General features: G+C 68.2%; 4 protein-coding genes. All 4 read left to right on the plus strand.

The features are described 5' to 3' along the window. Positions 1-833 (plus strand): acyl-CoA dehydrogenase family protein (locus tag WAW85_RS14365; protein WP_422560275.1); only part of this gene is annotated, 833 nt, incomplete at its 5' end. A gap of 63 nt (positions 834-896) precedes the next feature. Beyond that, positions 897-1,949 (plus strand): acyl-CoA dehydrogenase family protein, encoded by a 1,053-nt coding sequence (locus tag WAW85_RS14370; protein WP_422560276.1) that lies wholly within the window; start codon positions 897-899, stop codon positions 1,947-1,949. Further along, on the plus strand, positions 1,940-3,100 hold the full coding sequence (locus tag WAW85_RS14375; RefSeq protein WP_422560277.1) for an acyl-CoA dehydrogenase family protein: 1,161 nt from the start codon (positions 1,940-1,942) through the stop codon (positions 3,098-3,100). Before WAW85_RS14370 ends, WAW85_RS14375 begins: the two co-directional genes overlap by 10 nt. Next, on the plus strand, positions 3,097-3,346 hold a 250-nt coding region (locus WAW85_RS14380; RefSeq protein WP_422560278.1), incomplete at its 3' end, for an FAS1-like dehydratase domain-containing protein. The genes WAW85_RS14375 and WAW85_RS14380, both read left to right, overlap by 4 nt.

The following is a 3,346-nucleotide window of genomic DNA, read 5'->3' on the forward strand; positions in this document are numbered from 1 at the left end:
CCATTCTGGAGCATGGCACGGCGGCCCAGCGGGAGCGGTTCATTGCGCCGACGCTGGCTGGCGATCTGGTCTGGTGCCAGCTGTTCAGTGAACCTGAAGCTGGTAGCGATCTGGCGTCGCTGCGCACCCGAGCTGAGCGGGTGGATGGCGGTTGGAAGCTGACCGGGCAGAAGGTCTGGACGTCGGCGGCACAAGATGCGCACTGGGCGGTGTGCCTGGCGCGCACGGACGCGGCGGCGCCCAAGCACAAGGGCATCACTTACTTCCTCGTGGACATGGCTTCGGCGGGAATCGATATCCGGCCGTTGCGCGAGCTGACCGGCCGGGCGCTGTTCAACGAGGTTTTCCTCGACGAGGTCGTGGTGCCCGACGACTGCGTCGTGGGCGAGGTGAACGGCGGCTGGCGGCTGGCGCGCACCACGCTCTCCAATGAGCGGGTGGCGATGGGTGGTGCGGGGCTCGGCAAGGAGATGGACGCGCTGCTGCGTCAGCTCGACGAGACCGGCGCAGATCTCACCCCGCTGCAGGTCGACGGGCTCGGTGCGCTGATCGCCGATGCGCATATCGGCCGGGTGCTCGATGCGCGCGCGCTGTCGCAGCGCCTGTCGGGGACCGACCCGGGTGCCACGTCGAGCGTCCGGAAGCTGGTCGGTGTGGTGCATCGGCAGGCGGTTCCGGAGTATGCGATCGGTGTGCTCGGGACTGCGGCGCTGGTGCCGAGCGGGGCGGGCGAGCAGTTTCTACTTAATCGGTGCCTGTCTATCGCCGGTGGCACCACTCAGATTCTGAAGACAGCGGCCGCCGAGCGGATTCTCGGCCTGCCCAGGCAATGAAAAGGTAAAGTAGAACGTGTTCTAATAAAGAACGTGTTTCAGTCCAGACGAACGGAGACCCGGGTGGACTTCACCCCGAGTACGGCCGCCGCCGCGGTGGCCGAGGCCACCGATGAGGTGACCGCGCGCTTGACGCCGGACTGGACCGAGAAATTCACTCGGTCCGACTTCGAGGGCGCCGCCTGGCGTGCCTTTGCCGAGGCCGGGCTCACTGTGCTCGCCTTGCCCGAGGCCTTCGGCGGCGACTCGCTACCCCTCGATGCGCTGATCCCCCTGGCTGCCGGTGCCGGTCAGGTCGCCGCGGTGACCCCATTGGTCGCGACGCTGACCGCGACAGCGGTGCTGGCCAGCTCTCCGGCGACGGCCGCGCGATGGGCGCAGGCTGTGGCCGACGGCGGTTGGGCCGCGATCGCAGTCGGTGAACGCGGCGAGACCCTCGGCGCTGAACCGCGTGTGGAGTTGACCGGCGAACCCGGGCGGCGCACGCTCACCGGCACCAAGACCGGCGTGGGCTGTGCTGACGGGGCGAGTGCATTGCTGGTGAGCACCGACGACGGGACCGTTGTGGTCGATCCGGGCGCCGACGGCGTGACGCTGCGCAAGACCCCGACGTCGAGTGGGGTCGGCGAGTACACGGTGACGTTCGACGCGGTGCCGGTGCACGACGACGATGTGCTGTCGGACGACGGTCCGGGGCTCGCCGACGTGTACCGGGCGCTGCTCGGCGCATACGTCGACGGCCTACTCTCCGGGGCGCTGTCCATGACCGCCGCCCACGTGGTCGGCCGCGAACAATTCGGCCGCCCGATCGCCGCCTTCCAGGCAGTGGGCCAGCAGCTGGCGGATATTTACGTCGTCTCGCGCACCCTGAACCTGATCGTCACCTCGGCCGCCTGGCGGGTGGCGACCGGGCGGGACGCGGAGCAGGATCTCGCGACTGCCAGCTACTGGGTGGCCACCGAAGTGCCCGCCGCACTGCGGACGATGACCCATCTGCACGGCGGCGTCGGCGTTGACCTCACCTATCCGCTGCACCGCTACTTCTCGCTGGCCAAAGATCTAGCCAGACTGACCGGGGGCAGCGAACAAACTTTGGAGGCACTCGCGTGCATGTAGATCTGACGGACGCCCAACGTGCGCTGCGCGACGAGTTCCGTGCCTACTTCGCCGGATTGATCAGCCCGGACGACGAGGTCGAGCTGCGCACCGATCGGCACGGCCGCGCGTACCGCGGCGTGATCAAGCAGCTCGGTGCCGACGACCGCCTCGGGGTGGGTTGGCCGGAAGCCTACGGCGGCCAAGGATTCGGCGAACTCGAGCAGCAGATCTTCACCAACGAAGCCGTCCGCGCTGATGTCCCGCTGCCCGCGGTCACCCTGCAGACCGTGGGGCCGACGTTGCAGCGCTACGGGACCGAGGAACAGAAGGAGAAGTTCCTGCCCCGCATCCTGACCGGCGACGTGCACTTCGCGATCGGCTACACCGAACCGGACGCCGGGACCGACCTCGCTTCCCTGACGACCCGCGCCGTGCGGGAAGGTGACGACTACATCGTCAACGGGCAGAAGATCTTCACCACCGGCGGACACGACGCCGACTACATCTGGCTGGCGGTGCGCACCGACCCGGAGGCGCCGAAACACAAAGGGATCTCAATCCTGATCGTGGACACCACCGACCCCGGATTCTCGTGGACCCCGATCATCACCGCCGACGGCGCGCACCACGTCAACGCCACCTACTACAGCGATGTGCGGGTGCCGGCCTCGATGCGGGTCGGCGCCGAAGGCGACGGCTGGAAGCTGATCACCACGCAGCTCAACCATGAACGCGTGATGCTGGGTCCAGCCGGGCGCATCGGCGGTCTCGCCGACCGGCTGCGCGAGTGGGCCACCACCGCCACCTACGACAACCAGCCCGTCATCTCCCAACCCGCGGTGCGCCGCGTGTTGGCCCAGATCGGCGTCTACGAGCGACTCAACGAACTCCTCAACTGGCAGGTCGCGTCTGCGGGTGAGATCTCCATGGCCGATGCCTCGGCGACAAAGGTCTTCGCGACCGAACGCCTGCAGGTGATCTACCGGCTGATCGACGACGTCGTCGGCACCTACGGTGACTTCACCGACCCGGCCACCGCGGAGTTCGTCGCCTGGCTCGACCTGCAGGCCAAACGCAATGTGGTGATCACCTTCGGCGGTGGCGTCAACGAGGTGATGCGCGATCTGATCGCGACAGCCGGTCTCGGGCTGCCCCGGAGCCAGCGATGAGCGCGATGAGCGCGGAGCAGATCCGCGAGGCGGCCGCGGTGATCATCGCTGCTGGCCCGAGCGCGCCCAAACACGGACGCGATCCGATCAACCAGCCGATGATCCACAACTGGGTCGAGGCGATGGGCGATGCGAATCCGATCTACGTCGACGACGCTGCGGCCCGCGCCGCCGGGCACCCCGGGATCGTCGCACCGCCAGCCATGGCGCAGGTGTGGACGATGCGTGGGCTGCACGCCGCCCGCG

It is taken from the genome of Gordonia sp. (in: high G+C Gram-positive bacteria), from assembly GCF_049299075.1.
GTDB lineage: Bacteria > Actinomycetota > Actinomycetes > Mycobacteriales > Mycobacteriaceae > Gordonia.